General features: G+C 38.4%; 23 protein-coding genes. 5 read left to right on the top strand and 18 right to left on the bottom strand.

Annotation, left to right across the window (positions count from 1 at the left end; all coding sequences use genetic code 11):
- Positions 1-433: 433 nt before the first annotated feature.
- Positions 434-985, top strand: a complete 552-nt coding sequence (locus tag AC1RJ8_RS21130; RefSeq protein ID WP_492955520.1) for a GNAT family N-acetyltransferase — start codon at positions 434-436, stop codon at positions 983-985.
- Positions 986-1,082: 97 nt separating this feature from the next.
- Here the strand turns inward: AC1RJ8_RS21130 and AC1RJ8_RS21125 are convergent, their stop codons facing one another.
- A complete protein-coding gene (locus AC1RJ8_RS21125) occupies positions 1,083-1,898 on the bottom strand; it encodes an MOSC domain-containing protein (RefSeq protein ID WP_492955519.1) in 816 nt (271 codons plus the stop codon).
- Positions 1,899-1,909: 11 nt separating this feature from the next.
- Positions 1,910-4,270: a mechanosensitive ion channel family protein gene (locus AC1RJ8_RS21120; protein WP_492955518.1), complete on the bottom strand. Its 2,361-nt coding sequence runs from the start codon at positions 4,268-4,270 to the stop codon at positions 1,910-1,912.
- Between the two features lie 394 nt (positions 4,271-4,664).
- Here AC1RJ8_RS21120 and AC1RJ8_RS21115 point away from each other — a divergent pair, with 394 nt between their 5' ends.
- Positions 4,665-5,444: a hypothetical protein gene (locus AC1RJ8_RS21115; protein WP_492955517.1), complete on the top strand. Its 780-nt coding sequence runs from the start codon at positions 4,665-4,667 to the stop codon at positions 5,442-5,444.
- Between the two features lie 95 nt (positions 5,445-5,539).
- On the opposite strand, the gene AC1RJ8_RS21110 is transcribed toward AC1RJ8_RS21115, so the two are convergent.
- Positions 5,540-5,992, bottom strand: a complete 453-nt coding sequence (locus AC1RJ8_RS21110; protein ID WP_492955516.1) for a hypothetical protein — start codon at positions 5,990-5,992, stop codon at positions 5,540-5,542.
- A 169-nt stretch (positions 5,993-6,161) separates the two neighbouring features.
- Between AC1RJ8_RS21110 and AC1RJ8_RS21105 the strand changes: the two genes are divergently transcribed.
- On the top strand, positions 6,162-6,830 hold the full coding sequence (locus AC1RJ8_RS21105; RefSeq protein WP_492955515.1) for a hypothetical protein: 669 nt from the start codon (positions 6,162-6,164) through the stop codon (positions 6,828-6,830).
- 241 nt (positions 6,831-7,071) lie between these two features.
- Here AC1RJ8_RS21105 and AC1RJ8_RS21100 read toward each other — a convergent pair whose 3' ends face one another.
- Positions 7,072-7,581 carry a PRC-barrel domain-containing protein gene (locus AC1RJ8_RS21100; RefSeq protein ID WP_492955514.1) on the bottom strand — a complete coding sequence of 170 codons (510 nt, stop codon included), beginning with the start codon at positions 7,579-7,581 and terminating at the stop codon, positions 7,072-7,074.
- Positions 7,582-7,864: 283 nt separating this feature from the next.
- On the opposite strand from AC1RJ8_RS21100, the gene AC1RJ8_RS21095 reads away from it, so the two are divergent.
- A complete protein-coding gene (locus AC1RJ8_RS21095; RefSeq protein WP_492955513.1) occupies positions 7,865-8,155 on the top strand; it encodes a hypothetical protein in 291 nt (96 codons plus the stop codon).
- Positions 8,156-8,242: 87 nt separating this feature from the next.
- Here the strand turns inward: AC1RJ8_RS21095 and AC1RJ8_RS21090 are convergent, their stop codons facing one another.
- The 3 genes from AC1RJ8_RS21090 to AC1RJ8_RS21080 all read right to left on the bottom strand — a co-directional run bounded on the left by AC1RJ8_RS21090 (position 8,243) and on the right by AC1RJ8_RS21080 (position 12,719).
- The gene (locus AC1RJ8_RS21090) at positions 8,243-10,516 is read right to left on the bottom strand and encodes a GH92 family glycosyl hydrolase (RefSeq protein ID WP_492955512.1); all 2,274 of its coding nucleotides are present in this window, start codon (positions 10,514-10,516) and stop codon (positions 8,243-8,245) included.
- Positions 10,517-10,848: 332 nt separating this feature from the next.
- Positions 10,849-11,448, bottom strand: coding sequence for a GIN domain-containing protein (locus AC1RJ8_RS21085; RefSeq protein WP_492955511.1), 600 nt, complete (start codon positions 11,446-11,448; stop codon positions 10,849-10,851).
- A 521-nt stretch (positions 11,449-11,969) separates the two neighbouring features.
- Positions 11,970-12,719 (bottom strand): hypothetical protein, encoded by a 750-nt coding sequence (locus AC1RJ8_RS21080; RefSeq protein WP_492955510.1) that lies wholly within the window; start codon positions 12,717-12,719, stop codon positions 11,970-11,972.
- Between the two features lie 240 nt (positions 12,720-12,959).
- On the opposite strand from AC1RJ8_RS21080, the gene AC1RJ8_RS21075 reads away from it, so the two are divergent.
- Positions 12,960-14,231, top strand: a complete 1,272-nt coding sequence (locus AC1RJ8_RS21075; protein ID WP_492955509.1) for an MFS transporter — start codon at positions 12,960-12,962, stop codon at positions 14,229-14,231.
- Positions 14,232-14,371: 140 nt separating this feature from the next.
- Here AC1RJ8_RS21075 and pepE read toward each other — a convergent pair whose 3' ends face one another.
- The 11 genes from pepE to AC1RJ8_RS21020 all read right to left on the bottom strand — a co-directional run bounded on the left by pepE (position 14,372) and on the right by AC1RJ8_RS21020 (position 25,038).
- Positions 14,372-15,067, bottom strand: a complete 696-nt coding sequence (gene pepE / locus AC1RJ8_RS21070; protein ID WP_492955508.1) for a dipeptidase PepE — start codon at positions 15,065-15,067, stop codon at positions 14,372-14,374.
- 175 nt (positions 15,068-15,242) lie between these two features.
- A complete protein-coding gene (locus AC1RJ8_RS21065; protein ID WP_492955507.1) occupies positions 15,243-15,638 on the bottom strand; it encodes a hypothetical protein in 396 nt (131 codons plus the stop codon).
- A gap of 198 nt (positions 15,639-15,836) precedes the next feature.
- Positions 15,837-16,391, bottom strand: a complete 555-nt coding sequence (locus AC1RJ8_RS21060; RefSeq protein WP_492955506.1) for a WcaF family extracellular polysaccharide biosynthesis acetyltransferase — start codon at positions 16,389-16,391, stop codon at positions 15,837-15,839.
- 25 nt (positions 16,392-16,416) lie between these two features.
- Positions 16,417-16,998, bottom strand: coding sequence for an exosortase Y (gene xrtY / locus AC1RJ8_RS21055; RefSeq protein WP_492955505.1), 582 nt, complete (start codon positions 16,996-16,998; stop codon positions 16,417-16,419).
- Between the two features lie 21 nt (positions 16,999-17,019).
- Positions 17,020-17,874, bottom strand: coding sequence for a glycosyltransferase family 2 protein (locus tag AC1RJ8_RS21050; RefSeq protein WP_492955504.1), 855 nt, complete (start codon positions 17,872-17,874; stop codon positions 17,020-17,022).
- Positions 17,858-19,159, bottom strand: a complete 1,302-nt coding sequence (locus AC1RJ8_RS21045) for an XrtY-associated glycosyltransferase XYAG1 (protein ID WP_492955503.1) — start codon at positions 19,157-19,159, stop codon at positions 17,858-17,860. Before AC1RJ8_RS21045 ends, AC1RJ8_RS21050 begins: the two co-directional genes overlap by 17 nt.
- A 13-nt stretch (positions 19,160-19,172) precedes the next feature.
- Positions 19,173-20,582: an exosortase Y-associated Wzy-like protein gene (locus AC1RJ8_RS21040; protein ID WP_492955502.1), complete on the bottom strand. Its 1,410-nt coding sequence runs from the start codon at positions 20,580-20,582 to the stop codon at positions 19,173-19,175.
- Positions 20,572-21,726 carry a glycosyltransferase family 4 protein gene (locus AC1RJ8_RS21035; RefSeq protein WP_492955501.1) on the bottom strand — a complete coding sequence of 385 codons (1,155 nt, stop codon included), beginning with the start codon at positions 21,724-21,726 and terminating at the stop codon, positions 20,572-20,574. The genes AC1RJ8_RS21040 and AC1RJ8_RS21035 overlap by 11 nt, the downstream gene beginning before the upstream one ends.
- Complete coding sequence (locus AC1RJ8_RS21030; protein WP_492955500.1) at positions 21,719-22,537, bottom strand: FkbM family methyltransferase; 819 nt, start codon at positions 22,535-22,537, stop codon at positions 21,719-21,721. The genes AC1RJ8_RS21035 and AC1RJ8_RS21030 overlap by 8 nt, the downstream gene beginning before the upstream one ends.
- Positions 22,538-23,815: a glycosyltransferase gene (locus tag AC1RJ8_RS21025; RefSeq protein ID WP_492955499.1), complete on the bottom strand. Its 1,278-nt coding sequence runs from the start codon at positions 23,813-23,815 to the stop codon at positions 22,538-22,540.
- The gene (locus AC1RJ8_RS21020) at positions 23,812-25,038 is read right to left on the bottom strand and encodes a glycosyltransferase family protein (protein ID WP_492955498.1); all 1,227 of its coding nucleotides are present in this window, start codon (positions 25,036-25,038) and stop codon (positions 23,812-23,814) included. The genes AC1RJ8_RS21025 and AC1RJ8_RS21020 overlap by 4 nt, the downstream gene beginning before the upstream one ends.
- Position 25,039: the final 1 nt, after the last annotated feature.

Here is a 25,039-nt window from a genome sequence, read left to right as displayed (position 1 = left end):
TTTTCTAAAACTAACCTCTCAGGATGACAATTCCATTTTTATGATACAACTTCAATGATTTTATTATTGTAAATGAGTTTTTTTATTTGTCCGCAACTGAAAGGGTGCTTTGTGTTGGGCAAGGAAATATGCTAATATTTGTTTACCCCTTTATTACCTGTTGTTTACCCTTTCTCTATACCAAGTTAACCCCAGGTTAACCCCTGGCTTACCTTTTCTTTACCTCCTGGTTACCTAAAAGGTAAAGCCAGAGGCTGCGTTTGGGCTTTTTTCGGTGAGTCGGGGCCGATGCTGCCCGCCAGCAAGTACCTTTAAGTGGTAATTGGTTATATTCGCCTTGTACTGATCGAGAAACTTTCATTCACATGAAAAAATCGTTATCTTCCACTAGATAATAATCTTGACCGCACCAATTCTTCCTTAAGTTAACCAGATGAAACCACTCGATTTTTCCACTTTCCCAATACTAGAAACCGACAGGTTGATCCTTCGCAGGCTTTCACTGGAAGATGCTCCGGTAATTTATCAATTGCGTTCGGATGTTGAAGTGGCTGCTTTAACAGGCAAGGCTCCTTTTGTGCATATTAATGAAGCCATCGCATATATCAAAAAAAATGATCATCTAATCAATAATGATGAATCTATCTACTGGGTTGCTTCTTATAAAGGCGATAATGCTATGATTGGAGCAGCCTGCCTCTGGAATTTTGATCTCCGGAATGAGACTGTAGAATTGGGATATGAGTTGCTTCCGGAGTTTCAAGGTAAAGGTATAATGGTAGAGATTATTACCTGTTTAATCAAGTATGCATTTGAGGTAATGGGCATTAAAACCATTGTTGCTTACCCATCCAGCGACAACCCGCCTTCTGTAAAACTACTTGAAAAAATGGGCTTTAAAATTGCTTCAAGCGATCATCAAAATACGCATGTAAATGTTCCGGGCATGCTCACATTTATCCTTACTGGTTATCCAAAACAATAAAAGGAAAATCGCCAATAACAATAGCCATCAATATTTTAAAAATAATAGTTCCACTCATGTTTCCCGATTAAAAAACTTATGCGATAAGAGGTTAGTATTAGTCTTTCCAATCTACAACCTTTACCTCATCGCCAACACGGATAATCCCCAATTGCTGGTGAAGCAGGTTCTGGCCGAACATGATTTTTTTACCTACCGTACGGTAGCTGGCCAATGTTCTTAATGGTTCCTGCCCTTTTTCGCCAGTTTGCTGATCAATGGTAATGAGCACACACCTGGCACATGGTTTTACAGCTGCAAATAAAACCTCCCCGATGTAAAAATTTTTAAAATTGTCCTCAGCATGGGGCGCTCCGCCGGTAAAAACAAAATTTGGGCGGAAACGGTCCATTCGGATCGGATCGGCAAGCTTTTGATTAAGCCCATCAAGCGACGATTGGCCGATAAGCAGGCAGGGATAACCATCGGCAAAACTCACTATTTCATCATTTGTAGCATAATCCCGATCTACCAATCTTTTTTCAGTTAAAGGCATTTTTACCAGCCTCACCTTAAACTTCAGGAAGTCAGAAAACCAATCGCTTACCTTTTTATTTACTTCAATTGCGGTGGCAGTATCGTTCCAGATTACAACAGATAGCTCTTCTCCGGTATCTTCATCCAAAGAAAAGGATATACTTTGCCCTGGTGAAGTTTTATGGGAAACGCTTAATTTACCATCACTGATATTTACCTGAAGCAGTGCCAGTTCGAAATGTTTCCGTTGGGTAATAAATATACCTTCCTCATCAACAAGCATCCATCTTCTATCGTATTGCAGGCCTTTTTCTTCAAGCTGCGCTTCCTGAAGACTTATGCCTCCCAGCGATTTGATGGGATAAATATTGATTTCGGAAAGGATAAATTTGCTCATGTTATCTGCAACTATAAAATTTCGATGTTCTTCTGCTCAAATGCCTCAAATATCTGTGCATTGATCATGCTTCTGGTCAAATCGGCTTTCGATATATCCTTGCACCAGAAATAAATATTGATGGTACTGTTGAGCTTACTCACCGGACTGATCATAATAATAGGTTCTTTGCTGATAAAAACATTGCTGTTCTCTACAATAATTTCTCTGATCAGGTTTACCACTTCGGTAGAATTAAAGGGTTTTGCAATCAATAAAGAAATATCTACCCGCATCTGGTTGTTACTCAGTGTCCAGTTGATGATATTGTTCGATAAAATAGAGCCGTTAGGGATAATAATTTCCGCGCCTTCGTCGCTAAGTAAGGTGCTGGAGCGTACACCAATTTCCTTTACCCTTCCTTTTTTATTACTCAGCTCCACAATGTCGCCTATTCGGATGGTTTTATCAAAAATAAGGATAATTCCCGATACAAAATTGCTTACAATATTCTGTAAGCCCAACCCAATTCCAACACCCAATGCACCAAGAATAACCGTTATTTTATCAATTGGAAGTCCGGAGGCTGCAACCGCGATTAAAAAGCCCCCAATTAATAACACCAAACGGGTTACGAGTAACTTCGAACGCTCGCCTTTGTTATCGTCAAAACTGTCATCGCCTGTATCGCCAAAGAAATAGGCAATGTATTTCTGCAAAAAGTTGGCCACCCAGATAATGCCCAAAAACAATACAATGCCTCCAAAGGTAAAAGAGAAGTTGCCTATGATTCTTTTTTCGGTGAGGATTTCCATTACCGACTGGTATAATCCATTAAAAATATTCAGGTTGGTGGTAAATATTACAAACCAGATTAGGGTAGCACCAATGCCGGTTAACCTTTTAAGTCCGGTAATTACAGGCTGCCAATCAAAATACTCTGGAAATCCTTTACGGATCCTGCTGCTTTTCATCTGTAACAAAAAGGCCTCTACCAGTACTTTAGCCAGGATGGTTAATGATATGGCATTTAAAAGTGAGCTTACCCCGGTAGAGTAAAAAATCTGCGTAAGGGTAAAGCGGCCAAATAGATTACAAAAGGTGGCAATGATGGCAAAGCCAACATATATAAAACCCGTGGTGAGGATCATTCTGTATCTTTTGGTTTTCTCGTCGAGCATTTTCCATACCATAATGCCATAAGCAACGGAGCTGGTGGTTAAGAACAGCAGCAGCCAGCGCTGGTATCTTGGTGGCATACCCAAAAGGCGTAAAAAAACCGGAGCGAGAAGAAGTACAACAAATATGCACCAATAATAAAATAACTTTGAGCCTAGCTTTTTGCGGAAAAATACAGTGAGCAAAATGGCCAGAATAAGCTCAACTGCTTCGATGTATAGTGCGGGTGCCCTCAGATCGAATATTGGGGCCAATGCAAAGAGCATGATAAAAGTAAGTAAATAGGGCTGCGGACTGACCAGTGAAAAACCATCAAGGGTTTCTAAACGGCCCCGCTGTTTTACGCTTCTAAAATTGAAGAATACCCAAAGGAAGAATATGGTACAGGTAAAAAGTAATAACAACCGGCTACTCCTGGTATACACGAAATAATAGCCTGATATTTCTTGTTCCCCTTTAATAAACCTACGGAAACCCATGCTTTTATTGGCCCGTTTGTTTACCGATTCCCATAAGTAACGGCGCTCTTTGCCAAAGGCCTTAATGCTTACCGCATCGAGCTGACTATCGGTAAGGTACATTAACTCTTTAATGTTGATCAGGTTAGAAGAGGTTCTGGCCTGCAGGTTGTTAATGGATAAGGTAGTCGTTTTCAGTAAACTATCCATCACTATACGTTTCTTCTTTAACTCTGCAAACTGATCTTTAAACATTGCTTGTATGGTAGGTACCGTAAACAATTTAATCAATACGGTATCTTTGCGCAGGTTAAGAATTTCGGTTTTTAAAGCCCGTAACTCCTTTTCATATTCATCAAGGTCTGATAAACAATCTTTATTATTGCTCTGTAATTCTTCCAGCAAGGTTTGATCCATCTGCAGGTTTTGCAGGTTAGGGGATCTGTCGTTTTGCGTTAACCGGCTTTTAAGCAGTGCCAGTGCAGCTTCATCCTGGGTTAAATGTGCTTCTATTGGCTTAAGTTTTTTAAATGAGCCAACGGTTACAGGAACTTTATTAACGGTTTCGAATACTTTTTCCAGGTGTGCGAGATAATCGCCTTTGGTTAATGTTGCAGAATCGGACAGAATAGATACATCCTGGCCCTTATCTGATGACCTGTCCTTTTGTGCAAATGCATTACCCATAATAATAACGGTAAAAAGCAGGAGTAATAGATTTCGGAATAGTATAGGGAAATTATTTATTGTTATCATTAGATTTAAAGAAGTATTGGGAAATATCCTTTTTAAGGATATATGTTGCCAAAAATAAGGATTAGAATTGATTTTACAGCCGGTGGTTTTGGCTATTTCATTTACAATGAACCTTAATAAATGCGAGCGCATTAATGCCAGAATGAATTTAATGAAAATTTATACTGTTGTTCGATAAAAATTAAATAATTTCAATCCAGCATTTGCTATTTTCAAGTTTAAAAGCATAAAAATGAGCTATTGTGAATAATTTTTAACAAAATACAGTTTTGCTTTGTTTTTATCAGGCTTTTCTATTACGGTAACTGCACAGGCCACACGGCAGATTGTGAAAGATTTTGATTCCGTCCTGAAAAATAAATAAAATCTGCAGGAGATTAACCACAAACAATCGATGAAGAAACAGAATAAAATTATCCTTGGGGTGTTAGCGTGCATCATATTGTTAGCCATTGCGTTGATGTATAAACTGCATTGGTTTGGAGCGGGTATGAAACCTCAGCATGAGGCAATCAGCAACCCTGATCTTGTTGTTGAGGCTATATCCGATACACAAGCAGTAACATCTAAACCTAAAACTGAAAGCCCGAAGGAAGCAACGCAGATCGAATTTCCACCAAGCGGAAACACTGTTGACGATTTTGTTCCCGGATTATATAAAATTGCAATGGATACCAAAGGCCTTTTAAATAATGACGAACTGGAAGATGTAGTTTTAGTGCTCCAGAATAAGAAAGACAGTACAGATTTACGACCTACCTTAGTTTTGTTGAAGCAGCCGGAAGGTGGGTATCGTTTATACGCCAGCTCCTGGCTGGCCATTGGCGCCGCCTATATTAATGGCGATTACCAGCAATATGACAGTGAAGACATCAGCATAGATCAAAAAAGAAATTTAATTATATCAACTTACGGCAGCGGTCCGGTAGGTAACCGCGAAACCAGGTACCGTTTTATAGACAACAAACTTGTTTTTACTTATATGGAAACGTATAACGCGGGTGCAGGCCAGCAAACCAGGGCAACCTATGATATTTTAAACCGAAAGTTAACGGTTGAAGATATTAATACCATGAAAGAGGATATGCCTGCTGCAGTTAGCCATGGTACTTTGCCACAACACCCGCCTTATCTTTTTAAAGAGATTGACCCGACAACGGTTTTCTCAGAATAATGGCAAAACATCGCCATGCAAGGAGCCTTGTTTTTAAAAGCCATTAGCTTGAAATATAAGCCCTTCGTTTGAATTTAAACAGAGGATAATTAGTTTTATTCCTTTGTGAGGTAAATACTCATTACAGCCCTTGCCGCAGTTTGGTTAGTTCCATAAATAAGCCATTGTTTATCATTTACCTCAGCACTAATCCGCATGTACTGATCAGTCTGCGCTACAATGCTCCAAGTGGTCTGCGGGGCAAAATTAGGATTGCTAAAAGTGAGGATACGGGTATCTGCATTTCGGCTCAGGATATAATCCGAAAATTTTACCGATGTATTAACATCAGTAGAAAATTTTACCTGTTTATTGTCAAATGTCCAGTACGATTTTATGGCATCTGCCACGGAATGGCTAACTTTGACTCCCGAAGAATTATAAAGCTCGAGGTCATATCCACCTGTTGACCATTTGCCATTCAGGGTTTCATTCGTACCATTATCGGTGTCTTTTTTGCAACCCGATATATTGATGATGATACATAACAGCAATAAAATACGTTTCATACCTGGCCTTTAGATGATTGAAGTTAAATAAACCAAAACGAATTCACAAATCTAATATACGCGAACCCGGCTATCTGTAATTGAATTGGCACATTTAAATTTATTTACCTCGGCTTGTAGCAAGTAACGCTATATACACGTTTATACCTTAAATTAACACTAAGCATTAATGAAAAAAATCTTGCCAATTTTACTGGTATTATTTTGTATCGCCGGATGTAAAAAGGAAAAACAGGGAAATTATTCTGAAACTATAACAAAGGGCGAAAAATGGGGAATAAAGATCGGCAGTTCACATGCTGAAGTATACACCCAACTGCAAAAGGCAGGACCAAGCCTCGACTTTCAGCATGTGGCAATTTTTGGCCACAAGCCTTACCGTTCGCCAGAAAGCCTCGGCCAGCTTCTTCCTTATTATTATGCGCTCACTATTTATAACAATACCGGGACTTTAGACCGTGTAGTGCTGTTTTTTAGCGGAGATAAAGTACAGCAGATTGCCACGGGCAGTGGCCTCAGCACACCAGTAAGCAAATGGCCGGAAAATGTGGCTGATGATACCGCAATAAAAGTTGATGACCCTGTTTCAGGTTTAACAGCAAAGCTGATCAAAATTCATCAGTTACCAGCCTATGCAGCTTATGGATTTGTACTTTCCGATAAGCCATTAAACAAACCGTACGATCCGGATATGAATAATCATAATGAATGGCAGTTTGGCTTTTCAAATTTTGTAAGTGCAAACATCAGCGGATCTTCAACAGTAACCCTTCATTTCAAGGCAGGTAAGCTGGAAAGTATAGACCACGATTATCGCGAGGGGCAAATATTTAATTGATTCGAATCTGCTGAAATTATAAAACAAGCATCATAAATGGTCGTTTCCCAGCAGCGTTTCACTGCAATTTCATGATTACCTCAAAATGCTTTTGGCACAAGGGAGTTTAGTGAATCAGTTTAAAAATAAAACGAGGACGTATCATAAAGTTGAAATCGCCTCTATGATACAACCTTGTTTTTTTTGAATATAAATTATACTGGGCGATGCATGTGCATCATTTACAGATTTAACGTATCCATTAAATTAAAGGGTCGGAATCCTGATTGCGGAGATTGTGCGCTGGAAAATTATTCTTATCGAAATGATGGTGACGATAAAAGTTTGCACGGTCAATCTCTACAATTTCATCTTCCATCCGCAACGCCGCCGGACTTCCAATTACGCTGCGGATCTGGTTCTCCAATTCAGGGGTAACCTCACCAATAATATATCTCGGCATTGCCCTGAACTGATCTTGGTGGATATCGGGTAAAATAACTTCTTTTTTATCTTCGCCTAAATTTGCGAGCCCGATGGGTATCAGCACAACCTTTTCCTCCAAATCTCCGCCCATATCAACAAGCTCCACAATAACATAGCGTATTGCATTTTGCTCGGGATCAAATAGGAGGTCGCGCACTTTTCCAACCGAATCGCCAGCTTCATTTCTTACTGGCCAACCTTTAATGTTTGCCTCGCCGTCTGTTAATTGATAACTACTTTTTGAGAGCTCTTCTAAATTGCTGTATACAATAGTTCCTGAATCCATAATTACTTTTTTTAAAGGGGGCATTAATAACGATGCCTATGTTTACAACAAGTTTTTCAGGAGATGGTTTTTATGCTAAGACGCCAGTATGCAAGGATTTGGCGGCTAAAACAAATAACGTAAAGGAGGTAATTAACGGTAAGTATTTGTGATCTAGTGTTTTGTGTTGACAGTAAAAGATGTGGGAAGCAACAAAAATATTAATCGAAATATTTTTTTATCAGGCGGCGAGCATGCTGTTTTATGATTATTTTGTATAATCGTTAAATAGAATCAGAAGTTAATGAAGAATATAGCTGAATTTAGAATGTCATTAAAAGAAGATAGGCCTGATAATAGCATGTCAGTTCAATTGCGCGCACTTTGGTACGATGCAAAAGGAGATTGGCATAGGGCCCATAACCAGGTAGATCATTTAGGCGATGTTGCCTCTGCCCGTATCCACGCCTACCTGCACCGCAAAGAAGGCGATATTTGGAATGCCGATTATTGGTATGTTAAAGCCGGAGAGAAAAGGCCCCAATTATCATTAGATCAGGAATGGGAAGAATTGGTACAGCGTTTTTTATCATGATGGGTATAAATTACCTATCATTTAGCACCAGTATGCTGGGGAGATAATACCTGAACAATATTAATCTCCCAACATCTCCAGTCCTTTTTATTTAGCAGGCATTTTAAAAGAAGGTGGAAGTGATGCTTCATCCGCCGCCCATAATTTATTCGGACGTTTGCCCATTACCAGCTCCAATTTGCCACCTTTCATTAAATCCTCGTGAGCAAACCACGATTTATTCCATACTTGCCCGTTCAGTTTAGCCGATTGAATGTATTTATTTTCAGGAGAATAGTTTATACAGTTCAGCTCAAACTTTTTGCCATTTCCCAGATCAAGTTTTACGTTGGCAAACGTGGGGCTGCCAATTACATACATGGGCAAGCCTGGGCTTATCGGGTAAAAACCCATCTGCGAAAATACTACAAAAGAAGTAAGGCCACCGCCATCTTCATCGCCAGGAATGCCCATTAAATCGTTACGGAACCACTGACTTAATAAACTCCTTACTCTTTTTTGCGTGCGCCAGGGCTGTCCCGCATAATTGTACAAATAAGGAATATGCATAGCAGGTTCATTGCCCATGGAAAACTGTCCAACATTACCTGTATGATCAGGCAACTGCGAATAAAAATCAAATCTGCTTTTCCCAAGCGGTGTATTATACATTTTCTCCAGTTCATCAACAAAAGCCTGTTTGCCGCCAATCATATTTACCAAATCGCCCAGGTTGTGCAACACATCCCATCGGTAAAGCCAACCATTGTTTTCGTCGTAAGTTTCTCTGGCACCAAGTCCGCCCGAAAACCGGTAATCCAGCGGTTTAATAAATTTACCTTCCGCATCTTTCGGATGAAAAAATCGGGTGTCCGGATTAAACACCGTATGGTAGCTGCTACTTTTATCTAAAAAGTATTTGGCTTCGTCGATTTTACCCAATTGCTGAGCAATATTGCCCAGGCACCATTCATCATATACCGTACCGAGGGTAACGGCTATCGGTTGACGTTTTTCAAAACCATGAACTTCTGCTGCAGTTTCTTTTTCGCCTTCAGGTAAAGCAGGGAAATAGCCATTATCTTTAAAAAACTGATCTAAAACACCTGCTTTTTTTGAAGACCACGGGGCCAGGGTTTTTTCGGTAATGGCTGCTTTACAATACTGATAAGCTTCCTCAAGATTAAAATTTCTTAAACCCTTGTTATAAGCATCAATTACGGTGGCCACGCCATGATTGCTGTTCATCCTCCGGCTATCACCAGTTACCTCCGGAAAAGTTGGCATCCAATGGTCTTTCATCTGTTGTGCCATCCGCAGATAAGAATTAATCATATCGCTTTCCATTTTTGGCTCAATAATCACACGGAGTGGATGTGTTGCCCGGTAGGTATCCCAAATCCAGTCGTCAGTAAAAAATGGCATGCCATTGTCATTGTGCACTTTTCCGTCGAAGGCACTAAAATACCTTCCATCTTCAGATAAGCTGATCATTCTTTCGTAAGTGCGATAAAGGGAAGTGTAAAATATGGTTTTGGCTGTTTCATCAGTGCCTGTTACCATGATCTTTCCAAGCGTGGCATTCCAGATATTCTTTCCTATCTGCGCCACCTGGTTCAGGTTATAATCCTTGATTTCTCGACGAAGATTGTGTTTTGCCTGTTCTTCACTGATAAATGATATGCCATAGCGTGCCTTAATCTGCTTGGTTTGAGCAGGAAATTTTAAAATAAGATGAGCATCACGGCCGGAAGCAGACTGTTCCCTAGAATCAATTTTAGCTTCTTGATGCCTGCCTGATTCAACGGGTGTTAAATCAGTTTCGAAATAGAGGTAAACCTTGGTATTATTGCCTAGTTTCTGAAAACCACTTACCACATTCTGGCTCACCTTTAGCTCCCCATTCCTGGTGTTTAAAACCAGATAAGCCGGAACATCTGTCTGCGAAAAATTGAGTGCATATATCCCCGATTGGTGCGATGGCGCAAATTGTACATTTATCCCAAAATCATCCAGGTCAACCTCATAATAATAAGGCTTAATCACCTCATTGTCGTAGCCATAAGAAATTACGTTACCCACATTTTTGAGGTCGCCCTGAAAAGGGCTCAAATTAAAGGCTGAGCTTCCCCGATGGCTGGTAACCACAATAGGCAAACCATCTATAGTATTACTGGTAAAATTATCACGCTCCGGATAAACCCGCAATAAGCTATTAGGTAAATGAACAGTAGGATAAGTGGGTACAAGTAAATGGCTAATGTTACCAATGTATGGGTTAACATAGTCTACGGGTTGTTTTTTAGCTTGTGCATGTCCAAAATTGATGCAAACTATTAGCAAAAATATTGCGTTCAATAAAGAATATGTATATTTTTTCATATAATGGATTTCGATTAGATGTGATAAACATAGCACTTTCAAAAACGATATTCAGCCCGCTGATGAATTGCCGACTGTATCATTAATGATGTATTTTTTTTAACCTACTTAAATAGTAAAACGATTTATCAAATCTAATGGAAAGGATCAGTTTATCAAAAAATCAACAGCAGAAAAAGTCTTTTCTTATGAGCATGTAGTATTTTACTAGCGTAAAATTACAATGCCTGATGCCAAAAAATTAGGTTAAGGCCTAAATGTGAGTGGTGTATCAACAAAAAAAAGAGCGATGAATAGATTTCATCGCTCTTCGATTGTTAAATTTCTATTTATTATTTTGCTAATGAAGCAGTTTGTTCTGTACCGGTTACTGGTGAGCTCATTTGTGTTTTCATTGCTGCAAATCTGTCTAGATTCAATTTTGGTGTGCTTCCCATTACTAAGATATGCTCTCCGGTAGCGCCGCTTAATTTTAAATCTGCACGGCCTTCAATTACAGTATATAAACTTTCTGTATCTGAATCGATTTCTGCAACTGCATTTCCTTTTAAGAATAACTGTAGGTATTTAGCATCCAATTTGCCCGCTGTTTTTACTACGGCATTTTCTGAAGCCTGTACCCTGAAAATATTGTTTACATAAACGGTAATCTTCGCCGTATTTCCATCTGCCGAACTGATTTTTAGTGCATGTCCATCCTGGATTACTTTTACTTTACCGGTGTTGTCGTCATTATAGCTTACACTTTCTTTTTCTCCTTGTATCAACGTAATTTCTACATTTCCACTTACAATAACCTGGTTAATGTTTTTAGGTGCCGACATTTTGATTGGCTGTTTCTCGTCTGCCATTACACTTGTTGAGAAAATAGCAGAAGTTAACACGATAGCTGCTAATACTGATTTTGTTAGGGTTTTGATTGAGGTTTTCATAATGCTGTTGTTTATATTTTTAATTAATATTTTATGATTGTTTTTGTAGATAAGACACCACCAAGGCCGAAACGTTGCAGCAGAAAACCCTCAATTATACCAACACAGCTTTATTCTCGACGAACGGGTTTAAAAATCGGGCGAAAAAGAGTTCATTTTTACGAATACTTTCATACCTATCGCTTAATTCTATGTACGACCATAATCTTGTTGGCTTAGAATTAACAATAGCTGAACATTTGCTTTAAGGCCTGTTAATCTTATGCGATAAGTTCCAGTAAATTGAGGTCATGAGAACGACCGTTCGGTTGAAAAAAAATGAAAGAAAAATTAGGGCCGGTTAATGAGTTAGGAGCCTGAAATAAGCTACACGTATAGACTGGCAGAATTACTTACCTGCCTGAAAAATAATTGGTATAGGTCAATAATCGATGTGCGAGATCAATATTACCCAAGCGCAGAACCTGGGTTTAAATGGGCAGATGGTTTAATATTCTGCCCGTTGGGTTTCGCTATAATGGCTAAAATTTAATCGATAGTTTTTCAGAAACAAGAACATTGTTTTTGTAGTACTCGAAAAACCAGGTTCCATTCTTTTTTAAAACGATACCGTTTGCGTTGCCATTGTTCGAAATATAACAATCCTCTACTGAGGTTTTTAGTAAGGTCATTACAATTTTAGGCGTTGCATCAATCAGTTGGTAGCCATTGCTTATGGGCTGTGCATACAATAGCCCCTCTTGTTGTTCTGTTTTGGCGGCGATTGGTTGATTAACCGGTTCAGGCATTGCTTTAGCCGCTACATTTGCCGGGGCAGGTGTTGGATTGGTAACTGCAGTTGGGCTGCCTGCAACATATTTAAAATCGTTAAAAGATGTAAATGCGTCTTTCAATGCCAAATTGTAAGAAGTCTCGTATTCTTTCTCTCTGCTTTTACCTGCCTTGCTTTTTATCACTACAGCACCCTTACAATCTTTAAGTAAAAGGGTAAGGTTGGTAACGAACATACTATTGTTTTCCTGCAATTCTACTACCAGGGCCTTGCATCTATCGGTTGCAATTTCTTCTGGTATTTCCGAATTATCAAAATAAACCGTAAAGCCCTTCTCCTCAAAAAAAGTTTTGGTAAGGGTATTTAAACCATATTGATTAACCTGTTTGAGAAAACTAAATTTCTCGGGTACAATGATGTACTTGTAATTGGCAGCATTAGACTGTGCCTGTACAGAAAAAGAGATTGCTAAAAAGAGAATAAAAAAATATCTTTTCATAACGGTTAATGGAGCTTGGATAAGATTCCGCCTCAATTTATAGAATGAAACGGAGAAAATCAAATTTATCGTTCAGCATACGATCTATATTAATCAGTTACCTACAATAGGCGTAGCTGCTCGAATATGTCAGATTGCACTAGTGAAGAAAGAACAACTATTTATCACAAAAATATTTCTAAATTTAGAGAAGAAACCTTTTTTTCTTCCAAAAAAATAAAACCAATATAAACCTAACATATGCTTAACATTCAAAACACCAAACTATTCTGGGCAAGTTGCCTGGCGTTATTGGTTACTTCGCTTTCCTTCGGCATCCGCGCGGGAATCATGAACCAGCTCGGGATCGATTTTCAATTAAGTACTACACAATTGGGTACCATTACGGCAGCTGCTTTCTGGGGATTTCCGCTGGCTATTGTGGTCGGAGGATTTGTGGTCGATATGATCGGCATGAAACGTTTGCTGGTAATGGCCTTTATCTTCCATCTGGCCGGAATTGTGCTTACCATTTTTGCTCAGGGCTACTGGAGCCTGTTTTTATCTACCCTGTTAATCGGGATTGCCAACGGTACCGTAGAGGCCGCCTGTAACCCATTGGTAGCCGCTTTATACCCAGAAAATAAAACCACCCGCTTAAATCATTTTCACCTATGGTTTCCTGGGGGCATTGTGATCGGCACCTTGCTGGTTACCTTGTTTGTTCAGCTCGGACTGGGCTGGAAGGTGCAGGTGGCCATGATGATTATTCCTACTTTAATTTACGGATACCTGTTTTCAAAGTTAGATTTTCCGGTTACCGAAAGGGTATCATCTGGTTACTCCAGTTCGGATATGTATAAAGCCGTACTTTCTCCATTGTTTATCTTTATGTTCATCTGTATGTTCGGTACGGCCATTACCGAGTTATTTACCGGTCAATGGATAGGTTTACTGTTGAAAAACGTAACGGATAATGCCATTTTATTGCTCACGCTTACTACCGGGATTATGGTAATCGGCCGCGGTTTTGCCGAACCTGTGGTTCACCGCCTTGCCCCTCAGGGTGTACTGCTCTTATCTGCAATATTTGCTGCCGCCGGACTTTACATGCTGAGCACTTTTACCGGAAATTCTATTTTCTTCGCTGCAATAATTTTCGGCATAGGTGTTTGTTATTTCTGGCCAACCATGATCGGTTTTGTGGCCGAAAATGTCCCTAAATCAGGAGCACTAGGCCTAAACCTGATGGGGGGTGCGGGGATGTTTGCTGTTTCTATTTATACGATGTTTATGGGGAGCTTTTACGATAACCTGATTGTTAAACATTTACCTGCTGGTGCCTCGTTAAGCGCTTATTTAAAAGCTCCTGAAAATTCAGCATCTGCGCAGGCGCTTGCCAATGCCAAAAACCTGGCAGGTCCTGAAATTCTGCAGGCCACACTGATTATCCCTATCATATTGATTGTGGCCTTCGGCGGATTGGTTATCTACCTGCGTTCACGAAAAAAGAGCAGGTCTGTAGCTTTGTAAATAAAAGATAATCACTTAGTACATTATTCACCAAATACATGAGAAGAGTAATATCTACAGGTTTATGATGCTAAATCCATCATAACTTGTAGATATTTATGATTTATTTTTTGATTGCTGCATTGGCTTCAATAAATTATTCATAACAAAGAACTGCCCGTCGGGAGCTCATATGGGGCTTTGCCTGCTTCAAAAATCCTTGTGTTTTCGCTTCCCTGTGTAGTGATTTCATCGCCTATTATCCTGATCCAATTGCCTTCGCGCAGCCCTATAACCTTTATGTTATTCTGCGTTAGAAACTCCATGATCCTGGTTTCTCTTGTTTCTCCATTATGCTTCAACTCCGGATTTGGGTCGAGGTAATGGGGATTAAGGTTAAAAGGAACCAGTTCCATGCAATCAAAAGAGGGCGGATACACAATAGGCATATCATTGGTGGTTTTCATATTTATGCCAGCAATATTGCTTCCGGCGCTACAGCCCAAATAAGCTTTACCAAGTTTGATGTTATCACTTAGATGCTTCATTAGTCCGAGCTCATGAAGTGTTTTTACCAGCAGAAAAGTATTGCCTCCCCCGGTAAAAAATCCTTGGGCTGCGTGGATCGCCTCAATGGGGTTGTTAAATTCGTGCAGGCCTTTAACGCTGATATTTAGCTGTGAGAAAAAATCGCGGGCTTTGGCAGTATATTCTTCATGCGAAATGCCTCCTGGCCTTGCATAAGGGATAAATATAATTTCATCTATTCCGGCAAAGAGCGTAATGAGCTCATCTTTTAGGTATTCCAGATAATTACCGCCAAACAGCGTAGAAGTAGAGGCCAGGATAACATTCATCTTATTTTGCTTTCGGCAATTATACCGTTTTTCGTTGAAATAATTGTTGTGCAGAGCCAGTAGAAAAATCGGCCATTTTCTAGTTAATGAGAAACAGCAAAACTGAAGGTTTTTTCAGAAGTGAAGGTCAGTTTTTCCTTTAAAGCATGTTTTCTTTATGCCTTTCAGATAAAAACTAAGGCTGGGCGTTAGACACCCTGGCTGCAGAAAGATATTTCCTTCGCTCATTTGTCCACTCTTTTAGCTTTGGAACAAGAAATAGGATTGCAAAGGCCAGTATGGAAATGACCGCCTGTAAAGAGAGGTTTATCTTGGTCACCGGATGAATATCTGCATCACCCATTACAATACATAGGCGGTATACGCTTCTTATAATAATGAGCACCAATAAGTACTTGCTCCACCCGAACCTGCGTTTGATCAAGATAAAAAGCAGATAACGCGTGATCAGAATTGATACAAAAATAACCAGTTCCTGTGTACTCTTATAATCGTAAAAAAACAGATTTACTATCCCGATTAAAAAAGTAATTAAAATAAGATTAGAAGATAAGGAATACCTATTCTTCATTAATTTAAAATTTACCAACTTAAATAGGTTTAAGACGACAGACGATGCAAATGTCTTGATAATTTTTGAAATAAGGTAATTTTTGATTGTTAAGAAATCTTAAGCCATTGATATTTGTCAATAAATAGTGAAATCGTTATTCAAAAAAAAACGGATTGCTGTTTGGCAATCCGTTTTATATTTTAGACTGAATTTGTATTACGCTTTCATTACACGGTCTTTAACCTTTACCGCCTGATTGCCCTGGTAAATGCTGTAAGGCAATAAGTTTTTGTTCGCCACACTTCCCATTGTTAACACCGCATGACTATGCAAAGTTACACCAGGACCAACTGTTGCTGCAGCACCAATCCACGCTCCATCTTCCAGCACAATGGGGGCAGTCATTAGGTCAAAATTTGTGCTGCTATAATTGTGATTTCCGGTAATGAGCACAGCCTGTTGTGAAATACAGCAGTTTTTTCCAATTTTTACCCGATCCAAATTGTCTATATAACAATCAGCGAGCCAGCTGTAATCGCCAATTTCCAGTTTCCATGGATATTTAATGTGAATGCCTGGTTTTATGCGAACTTCTTTACCAATCCTGCTACCGAATAACCGTAAGAAAGTAACTAGTACCGAGCTGACTGGCATCAAACGGCTCTTAAAAAAGACAACATCCGTAAAGTACCACAAAAGCTGCTTTAGGATGGGGGCACCAACCTTAAAATTGCCGGTATCAAATTTCTTATGTAACTGCGTTTTTAGCAAAATTTCTTATTTATTGTTGTTGGCATTAGCCTTTAGCTTTAGCTAATTTTGTGCTTTTCCTGATCCAAATGTATAACATGGCAAAAATGCAGATGTATACAATGATATTAAAAACTTCGTGGTGATAGGTAAAATTGTTCCGCTGCGATTTAAAGAATCCAAGTAATACACCCAAACCCGCAATACGCAATACATTCAGAACGTAGATGGCAATAAAACCGATCACCAGCATTTTAAAAGTTGATTTCCAGGACGCGGGGAATGCCAGTACAAAAGCGGCCAAAAAACTCATTACACCTAGGCCAAGGCAGGAATAATTAACACGCAGATAAGGCCCGGCTACTACCATGACATCCATTTCATTATGAATGGCATAAAAGCCAAAAGCCTTAATAATCCATACGGCGGGTACAATTAATGCCGTTTTTAAACCTTGAATATAATCAAAGTGATCGGCAATATAGGCATTATAAAATCTGGAACCAGGTGTCATCACACTATTCATAAACAGATTGCCCTGGCTAAACAGGATGTATAATATAAACAAGGCAACCACAAATTTGATGGCCTTTTTATTCGCTTCCTTTTTTGCTTCTTCTGAGGTCATATGTTGTCGGCATTTATAAATTTAACTTCTGTTTTTTTGAATTACTTTAATTTTTTTATCTACCAGTTTTCTAAACCAGAAGCCTTGAAGGTAATGGAATTTAATACCCGTGGAGCCCTCAAATATACCTAGTTTAAAAAACATCCGGTAGCCAAAGTAAAGATAGGGACGAAATCCAAGTGGAAGTTTCCACCACAATTGTTTTAACCATGCCCGCTTTTCGTCAGGACTGCCCAGTAAGTTAGGCTTTAAACTTTGTGCGCGCAACTTTAACATCCTTTCTACCTCTTCTTGCGCCACCAGTTCACTATAGCGTTCATGTTTGGCTTTCCAAAAAGCAATATCATTCTCTTTTAGGTTTTCTTCCAAAATCCAGCCTTTCTTCCAGATTTTGGTCTTGCCCGGCACAATAAACCGGTGATCCATGTTCTCATTGAGATCAGAAAACCCGATCCCTGTCCTGAACATCTTTAAAAGATAAAAAGGGTAGTAGGTGCCAAATCTGATCCAGTTTCCTTGAAAGAAGTTTTTACGGTTAAAGTAAATGCCATTAACATCGCGGTGGTCTTGATCTTTAAAGTTGGACAGCATTTCAAACAGCTCCGGTGTAACGATTTGATCGGCATCGAGGCCAATTATCCAGGGCGTTTCTACCTCAAAGTGCTTTAAGGCAAAATCCCATTGTTTCGGATGGTTTATAAAAGGATTTTGTTTTACCGTTGCACCATAAATATTAGCAATTTCCAATGTCTTATCGGTACTCCCGCTATCCAAAATAAATGTGCTGGCATTAAGCTTCTTAATAGATTCTAACAGCCTGGGCAAATGAATTTCTTCATTAAAGGTTAATATGATAAAACTAAAATTTTGATTCATTTAAGTTATTATGGGTAGCTAGAATTTCTTTGTAAAATTCAACGTATTGTTTAGCCAAAATCTCATCATTAAAATCAGCATTGATTTGCAATGGAGCAGTGGTCCTGATTTTTTTTCTTTTTTCAATATCCTGATAAGCTGCAACGATGCCAGCCTTTATCTGTTCAACTTTCAACCCGGTAATCCACCCCAGGTTTTTGTCAGCCACATAATCGGCAAGACCAACAAATTTGCTGATCAATACAGGGGTGCCCATACTTAAACTTTCAACCACCACATTAGCGAAATTTTCGTTGTAAGAGGTGAGGACTGTTAGATCATGCTCGGCCATTAGGTTAAACTTCTCTTCATTATTTACCTGTCCAAGCCAATTCATTCGTTTGGTAAATTTTAGCTTTTCGGCCTTGTCTTTTAAACTTTGTACATAATCTTCCTTCCCTGTACCACCTATGGTTAACTGCCATGGAATATTAACAAGTGTTAAAGCTTCAAAAAGCAATTCAAGTCCTTTCTTCTCTTCAATACGCGAAAGAAAAATAATGTTAAAAATTAGAGGTTCTTGATACTTGCTACCCGCTACTTGATACCCACTACTTGTAACCTCAGCACCTAAACTAACCAGATTGGCGATTACCTTAATACTTTTAGGTTGCACTATTGTTAAAATATCTCTTTTTTCCTGTTCACTGGTGGCGTGGATATGGCAATATTTTAATAAAGTTTCACCCATTAATTTGTGGATGATCCTTTTTGAAAGAGAATTCCGGTTACCGAATGTATAGGAGGTGAGCATTCCTCTAGGAGACAAAACAACGGGTATTTTATACCATTTGGCCACTAAACAGCTTAATACCGAAACTAAATTCCACCAGGCATGGATGTGTAAAACATTCCCCTCCTTTGGAGGGGTGTCTGTAAGACGGGGTGGTTTTTTTAGGTTTTGATTGGCTATATTTAGTTTGTCATTCTGAGTGTAGCGAAGGATCTTTTTTCTCAACATCCACAACAACCCAGGCGAAAAATGACTGTGATCTTTTGTCCAGCGTTTAAAATAGGTAACAGGCACGGCATCAACTAAAACAGGTACACCAGTTATAACATCTAACTCATTTTTGCCATTTGCTGTAGTAGTCAATACCTCCAGTTCATGTACAGTGGCATTATTACCGTCAACCGCCAACCGCTTATCAACTGACAGGACTTCGCACAACTTACCTACACTTTGTATAGGCCCACCATATATGTAGGCAGGTTTGTAAGATGCAGTAATATGAATGATTTTCAAAGGTTAGATAATGTTAATCAAATGTTGGTTTTAGTACTTTTAAGGTTCTGAGTAAATAAAACAGAACCCACATAATTACGTATCCCCAAAATATATTGTTGAACATAAATTCGAAGTTATTTCCCCGCCAAAGCCCCTGAAAGATGCTATTGAACATAATTACACAGCCTAGCTCGTAACCTCCAAATATTTGTTCAGACTTATCAGAAAGATGTTGCACCAATATCCCATAAAGCAGCATGAAAAGAAATACTCCAACAATACCCCAACTCAGATAAGCATCAACTACTGGCCGTGTTTTGGCAGAAACCGTTGACATTTTATTGGCAACACCTGCATCATAAACCCGCTGCATAGAAACAGTTTCCATATTGGGTTTGCCAGACCAAAAAATCCTTGGAACAAGGCCTTCAAAAGAATCTTCAACAATTTCCCAACCGTAATAAGGATGATGACTAGGTACAAAATCTGCAAACTGGGTAAACATTTCGATCTCACTTAGCCTTCTGGTGAGAAACCCCCAGTTTGTATCTTCAATTTCTTCTACATTATCTGAGTTAAAGGTTTCAAAAGCTTGGTTTTGTGCCTCTTCAGCACTTACCTCTCCTCCCCAGCTTTGTCTGACAGTGTTGTTATAGGTAGGCAAGAAATACAGTAATACGTAAGTAACGGGGATGGCCAGATAGAGTATCAACTTTTTAAAATAAGGAAAAAATACGCAGGCCAATATGATAACATTGGTAATAATGGGTTCCTTAAAGCCAGAAAGTGATGCATGGATAAAGTTAATGGTAAAGATTGTGGCTCCAATGGCTAAATAATTAAAGTTTTTTTTAATAAATCCTTTAACAAATAATACTGCTGCGCAGGATATTCCTATAAGCGTAAGTGGAAGGGCAATCTGGTTAAGTCCCGGAAAAAATTGGCAAATAGAGCCTAATCCGAAGACTATAATACTGAGCCAGATCAAAAAATCATCATCGAAAGCTTGGGTACTTTTAAGTTTAATTTTATGTTTCTGAACAATTAGCATTCCTGTAACCAAAGCTGCATGGGCGAGTAAACTCATCCGCTGGCAGCTGGCAATAAGTACAGTTTGTTCGTTTTCTTTAAACTGGGCACCGTAATTGATTTCAGTAAGGTAGCGATAGCCCAAATGATCCATAAAATAAAATATGGAGGTGGTACACATAAAGCCTGCAAAAATGAGCTGGGTAAGAAAAATTGGCCTCATAATTTGTTTATGGATGGGTAAATCGCGATTAATAATAGCGGCGGGAGATAATATAGTGGTATAAAAGATAAATAATGAGCCAAACCAAGCCACAAAATACGATATAATCGGACTATTGATTAATAAATATGATACCAGAACCGGGAAGTATAAGGTTAAGGTGAGTTTGGTAGGGTTGTTATTTTGCATGGTTCTTATAAAAAGTATCTACCATTACTTTAACCTGGTTTTCGAACGACCAACCTTGAATAATTTGTTGTGATACTATCCCCATTTGAGTCAGTTTTTCTTTACTATTTGTAAGTTCGGTTAGCTTACGTACAAGATCATCCACATTACCTGATTCAAATATTTGACCATTAATTGATGGGTTTACTAAATCAGTGGCACAACCAACCCGTGTAGAAATCAAGATGGCTTTTGCAGCAGCCATAGCCTCATTTACAGCTAAGCCCCAGGTTTCACTGGTGGATGGTAAACAAAATAGATTGCAGGCCTGATAAATTGCAGGCATTTGGGTTTGATTTTGGAAGTTGATAAAGTGAACATTTTTTAAATCTTTAGATTCAGATTTTAGGTTTTCTTCTAAAATCCCATTTCCAACAAACAACAAATGTATATTAATTTTTTTTATTGATTTAAATGCATCAAGCAATAATAGCGGGTTTTTTACAGGCTCCAGTTTGCCAGCAAAAAGGATTAAAATTTCATCATTTTTAATGCCCAGTTCGATTCTTAGTTTTTCTGCTTTCTCATTTTGGATTGCAGCAAACCTTTTATTATCTATGGCATGTGGGGCTACAATCAATTGTGATTTCTCTAAACCATACTTTTCAAAATATGCTTGGTTGGCAGTGCCTACACAAAAGGCCACATCAATATTGCGATAGGCCCATCTAAGAAAAACACTCCTAAAAAAGGCTTTTAATTTTTGTTGATTGTTTAATAGTGTGGAATCGCCCCTGAAATAAACCGGGATTTTGCCTTTAAAAAAACGCATAGCTTTTAAATGGCTATGCCAGGCCCAACCATAAATTAAAATGGCATCGGGGTTATAATCTTTAATTTCCTTATTTAAAGTTGGATTAACAATTCCTTTAAAGCGATGCGTGCCCTTATTGCTTGCTGTATTTTTTAGAAATGAATATTCATATCCTTTTAACAGTGGTAAATCCCATTCAATCTCCCGGCCAAAGCCTTTGTCGAATTTATTAAGTGAATCTTCACCCCATGTATAAAAAACCTTAAGTTGTAGTTGCTTTGCTAAAAGCTGAAACACAGGCGCATAATATTGAATCGGATGGGTAGTAATGATGGCCAGTTTTTTACCCATTTGGAAGTGCTAGAATATTACCCGATACCATCTTTTGGAAATTACTGATGGCTTGAAGGCCATCGTTATAAATGTACTGAAAATGATAGCCCAATGAAGCTAACAAAACGAAAATATAATCTTCTGATCGGCCGGTTTTTTGATGATAATGTTTGTCGTATTCAAATATAATTTTTGGTTTGTTGTTTTTGATGGTTTGTAATAGGCCATCAATTACGAAACTCTCATAACCTTCTACATCAATTTTAATAAAATCAACACGGTCATTGTTGATAATTTCGTCGCCTACAAAACAATTAACTGATATATCTCCATTTTTATCAAATAAATTATAAGCTCCTGGATTTGGGCTGCTTACATCAGCAGCGATTAAAATCAGCTCGTTTTTATTGCTCAATGCAATATTTTTAGCAGTAATGTGCTTAAAATTATTTAGGCCAATGTTGAAATTTAAAGCACTGTAATTATGTGGTACAGGTTCAAAAGCGATTACATTTCCACTGGTACCGGTTAATTCTGCAAAATAGAGTGTATGAAAACCGATGTTTGCACCAATATCCAAAATGCGATCTCCCTTTTTAATAACTGATTTAAAGATTTTTTTAATAGCAGCTTCGTAATTACCAGTGTAAATAACTTTAGCGCCTATCCAAGTAGAAGGATCACAGCAGATCTTGAAATCGCCTTCTATAGGTTTTACAATAATGGGCCGCTTATCAAGCTTGTTATGGGTAAATAAATAATTGAACAATCGGTCCTGACCTTTAAAAAGTGGTCTGTGTAATATAAACTTATAAACTTTCTGCATCATTTAAACCACCTTGTTAAATAATTCTACCTGTCTTTTGGTCATGTAATATGCCGTATAATGTTCAAATTGTTGCCAGTTTGTTGTGGGCGGAATTTGTTTATAAACGCTTTGGAGGTAAGATAACATTGTTTCAAAAGCCTTGTCTGCTGGTTCTTCAATATTAATTAAATGGCCTGCAGTACAATCTTTTATCATTTTAGCCGCATTACTATCTTGATGTAAAACAGCAAGCAAAGGCTTTTTCGCCAATATATAAGGATATAATTTTGAGGCATTATATGCTGCCTGGTTTGATCCTATTATAATTAAACCATCTGCATTTTGTAGATTTTTAATGCTTTGATAGAAACCTATTCTATCGGTGTATTCAGTAAGGTAAGTATCAATATCTGCTACTTTGGCTTCCGGAATAATTGTTGGCACACCTTTACCTTTTGGTGCATAGCTAGTGCCTATAAAATGCATCTGTATATTGCAAAATAGTTGAGGTTCTGCCGCTAACCCCTTTTTAAAAGCTTCTATTAAAGTTTTTAATGCAGGTTTCATATCATTTCCACCTCTTCCTATGTAAATTAAATTAATACGGTTTTTTTTCGTATCGAAAACTAAAGTGAGTGCTTTGTCGTTTTTTTTGGCAATTTCAAAATCAATATTAAATGCGCCGAAGGTAATAACGGCACTGGGTTTTTCTTTTAGCTGTGGATACCGTTCTTTAAGTGTATCAATATAACTTCTTGATACACTGATTAGCCCATCGGCTTTTTTCATTGCAATGGGCTCTAAGTATTTATTTAGCCGGTATGAAAACCAGTATTTTTTAGGCTGCTCTATTTTGGGCAAATTCTTGTAATAATCGGTATGCCATGGGTCTTGCATGTCGATTATATAAGGTATACCGAACTTTTTTTTCCAGTAAGGGCCTAAAATGCATAGGGGAAATTCGGTAGTTGAAAAATAGATCAGATCAAACTTATTTTTTTGTAATAATTTATTCACTTCATTTTTATAAAACCACATAGCACGCAAGGCTACGCTACCCAAACCAAACTTGCTTGTCCATTTTTTATCAAGTGCTTTTATTTTATGAATTTTAACTTCAGCAGGAAGAGATTGTAATAATAACGGATCTTGAACCACATCGAGATAGCTTTCTTGAACAACAACAACTTCTGGTTCCCAATCAAATTTTTTAAAATAAGATAAACTCATTCTAATGCGATGCATATCAGCTGTATTGGCAGGCGGAAAGTATGGAGATATAATGAGTAGGCGTTTCAATTGAGTTTAAATAGCTGTTGAACGGTAGTTAAAAATTTTTGTCCTTCAATCTCCCAATTTAGCGCCTCATCAGCATATTTTCGCGCTTGTTTTCGATGCTCGGTTAATAGTGTTCTATTTTCGGCATACGTTTTTAAAACATCCGCTAAAGATTCAGGATTATTTTTCTCATAAACTAAACCCATATCGGGGAATGCTTTTAAAAGTTTCGTTTGTGCAGTTGTATCTGATGCAATAATAGCTAAGCTAGATTGGATGTAGGTGAATATTTTATTGGTTAAACAAATATCACGGTTTTTAGGTTGGTTAGTTTCTGTTGCCAAACCGATATCAAACTGATCTGAAAATTTATAAATATCATCAGGAGCAATTGGAGGATAAAAAATGATCTTATCAGGGGTGAAATTGTTTTTACTAGCAAGCGCTTTAAATAAGGTTATCATTTTTTCATCGTGCGCCCCCAATAAATGGAGCTCAATATCGACATTCTTTAATAAACCAAGCGCAGCAATAACAGTCTCAAGGCCTCTGTTCTGTCCAATTGTTTGTGAAAACCAAAATAAATTAATTTTATCGGTTAAGCTGTTTCTTTGTTCTAAATTTTGTTTCGGAAAAACGTTTAGAATTGTAGTTGGATTTAACCTCTGGTAAATTTGATAATAAGCTTTGCCGATTAAAGGACTGGCTGTAGTAAAATAATCCAGTTGTGGCAGGTATTTATCTTCTATAAATGTTTTTAACCGCACATCATGGCTTTTTTCATTGTTGCTTACCTCGTTGCGATGAAAATCTTCGGCATCAAAACCGCATTTAGCCTTGTTTTTTTTTGCGGCAAGATAGGCCGCAGGAAGAGCGGCCAAGTTGTGTGCAAGGTACAAGTTGGCCGGGATGGTCATCGCTTTTCTGGCCAGGTTATAGGTGCACCGTCCAATTGCGCGTTCGGCAATACCATTTTTAAAACCCATTGTGGTAGCAAGAAAAATAGCAATTTTTTGTATGAACCGTGTTTTCCAATAATCGTATTTTTGCGTTTTCGGGCTGCCGCCCACTCTTATACTTTTCCATTTCTTGGTTGGAAGCAATCGGTTATCGTATTCAGTTCCCCAATCATTCCAAAATTGATAAACTACAGTTACTTCAAAACCGGCATCTGTAAGCGCATCAGCTTCTTTTACCAATCTGGGATTTAGCGTGGGTTGACCTGAACTAATTAAGACAATCATT

The sequence above is a fragment of the Pedobacter sp. GW822-FHT03F06 genome, from assembly GCF_058801365.1.
The sequence above is the reverse complement of the archived record's forward strand: the minus strand, read 5'-3'. Positions and strand labels throughout refer to the sequence as shown.

Coding starts and splice junctions, on each gene's coding strand:
- AC1RJ8_RS21130 (WP_492955520.1), top strand. CDS start 434: ATGAAACCACTCGATTTTTCCACTTTCCCAATACTAGAAACCGACAGG.
- AC1RJ8_RS21050 (WP_492955504.1), bottom strand. CDS start 17,874: ATGAATCAAAATTTTAGTTTTATCATATTAACCTTTAATGAAGAAATT.
- AC1RJ8_RS21110 (WP_492955516.1), bottom strand. CDS start 5,992: ATGAAACGTATTTTATTGCTGTTATGTATCATCATCAATATATCGGGT.
- AC1RJ8_RS21115 (WP_492955517.1), top strand. CDS start 4,665: ATGAAGAAACAGAATAAAATTATCCTTGGGGTGTTAGCGTGCATCATA.
- AC1RJ8_RS21035 (WP_492955501.1), bottom strand. CDS start 21,726: ATGGGTAAAAAACTGGCCATCATTACTACCCATCCGATTCAATATTAT.
- AC1RJ8_RS21020 (WP_492955498.1), bottom strand. CDS start 25,038: ATGATTGTCTTAATTAGTTCAGGTCAACCCACGCTAAATCCCAGATTG.
- AC1RJ8_RS21075 (WP_492955509.1), top strand. CDS start 12,960: ATGCTTAACATTCAAAACACCAAACTATTCTGGGCAAGTTGCCTGGCG.
- AC1RJ8_RS21065 (WP_492955507.1), bottom strand. CDS start 15,638: ATGAAGAATAGGTATTCCTTATCTTCTAATCTTATTTTAATTACTTTT.
- AC1RJ8_RS21120 (WP_492955518.1), bottom strand. CDS start 4,270: ATGATAACAATAAATAATTTCCCTATACTATTCCGAAATCTATTACTC.
- AC1RJ8_RS21085 (WP_492955511.1), bottom strand. CDS start 11,448: ATGAAAACCTCAATCAAAACCCTAACAAAATCAGTATTAGCAGCTATC.
- pepE (WP_492955508.1), bottom strand. CDS start 15,067: ATGAATGTTATCCTGGCCTCTACTTCTACGCTGTTTGGCGGTAATTAT.
- AC1RJ8_RS21080 (WP_492955510.1), bottom strand. CDS start 12,719: ATGAAAAGATATTTTTTTATTCTCTTTTTAGCAATCTCTTTTTCTGTA.
- AC1RJ8_RS21090 (WP_492955512.1), bottom strand. CDS start 10,516: ATGAAAAAATATACATATTCTTTATTGAACGCAATATTTTTGCTAATA.
- AC1RJ8_RS21125 (WP_492955519.1), bottom strand. CDS start 1,898: ATGAGCAAATTTATCCTTTCCGAAATCAATATTTATCCCATCAAATCG.
- AC1RJ8_RS21030 (WP_492955500.1), bottom strand. CDS start 22,537: ATGATGCAGAAAGTTTATAAGTTTATATTACACAGACCACTTTTTAAA.
- AC1RJ8_RS21100 (WP_492955514.1), bottom strand. CDS start 7,581: ATGGATTCAGGAACTATTGTATACAGCAATTTAGAAGAGCTCTCAAAA.
- AC1RJ8_RS21040 (WP_492955502.1), bottom strand. CDS start 20,582: ATGCAAAATAACAACCCTACCAAACTCACCTTAACCTTATACTTCCCG.
- AC1RJ8_RS21095 (WP_492955513.1), top strand. CDS start 7,865: ATGAAGAATATAGCTGAATTTAGAATGTCATTAAAAGAAGATAGGCCT.
- AC1RJ8_RS21105 (WP_492955515.1), top strand. CDS start 6,162: ATGAAAAAAATCTTGCCAATTTTACTGGTATTATTTTGTATCGCCGGA.
- xrtY (WP_492955505.1), bottom strand. CDS start 16,998: ATGACCTCAGAAGAAGCAAAAAAGGAAGCGAATAAAAAGGCCATCAAA.